Source organism: Mesorhizobium sp. M1004 (assembly GCF_040318795.1).
GTDB lineage: Bacteria > Pseudomonadota > Alphaproteobacteria > Rhizobiales > Rhizobiaceae > Mesorhizobium.
The window spans coordinates 1-1,035 of record NZ_JAMYNB010000042.1; the positions used below are offsets into that span (position 1 = coordinate 1).

At 61.4% G+C, this 1,035-nt stretch carries 1 pseudogene; it reads right to left on the reverse strand.

The annotated features are described in order from the left end of the window. Window positions 1–396 precede the first annotated feature (396 nt). Window positions 397–1,035 (reverse strand): annotated as a pseudogene (locus tag NKH54_RS32425) (transposase); the annotation flags it as partial.

A 1,035-nucleotide genomic window follows, 5' to 3' on the forward strand; every position in this document is an offset into this window, starting at 1 on the left:
AATCGTCTCGGCCCAGCCGTCATCAACAAGCGATTCGTGTGTCATCGCAGTGTAGAATCACACCCGATTCCGCAGGGCAATACCTATCTTAGCGCCTATGCCCTTGAGGGGGAGATGGCCGGCAGGCCAGAGGGGGTCGGTTCGACTGGATGCGCCCCCTTGCGACCGATGAAGGTTAGCGCTCCACGCGCGGTGACCCCCTCTGTCGCCTTCGGCGACATCTCCCCTCAAGAGGGCCCGTTGCGTTATAGGCTTTGGGCGTGGAGAGAGACGGCAAGGGCAATGCGAGGTGGTTTCCGGCGCTGGTTTGTGGCCAGATGGGGTAGGAGTTGGCGTATTCGGCGGATTTCGGTTGTGTGCGTCAAGTTCTGCAAAATGGGGCGGCCATGATGCTGGTCATGCGGCTTGGCGCAGAGCGAGCTTCTTGTGCTCGCGCAGGTCGTCCATATTGATGTATCGGTTGGCCTCCATCCAGTTTTCATTGGTCTCGACGGCCAAGGCCCTGACCAGGCGCAGGCAGCTTTCGGTATTGGGGAAGATGCGCACGACATAGGTGCGCCGGCGGATTTCCTCGTTGAGCCGCTCCAGCATGTTGGTGGATTTAAGATGCTTGTGGTGCTGTCTCGGCAGCCTGAAGAAGGTCAGGGTTTGTTCGATGGCATCCTCGGCCCAGCCTGTCAGGCGCGGATAGCGTGCCGACCATTTGGCAAGCCATGCGGCAAGATCAGCCCTGGCCTCTGCGAGATCGCGCCGGTCGTAGAGCCAGCGCAATTCCTGCAGGCAGTCGTCGCCGTGCTTCCTCGGCAGATGATCGAGCGCGTTCCTGAGGAAGTGCACGTAGCAGCGTTGCCAGGCGGCTTCGGGGATCACCTCGCCGATCGCTGCCACCAGGCCGGCGTGATCGTCGGACACACAACCAACTCGACGCCCTTGCTCTCGTCCAGCCGCTTGTTGATGGCCGAGATCGACGAGGCCGAGAAGGCATGGCCGCACAGTTCTTCCGTGATCGCCTTCACCTTGCGGGTCGACACGCCC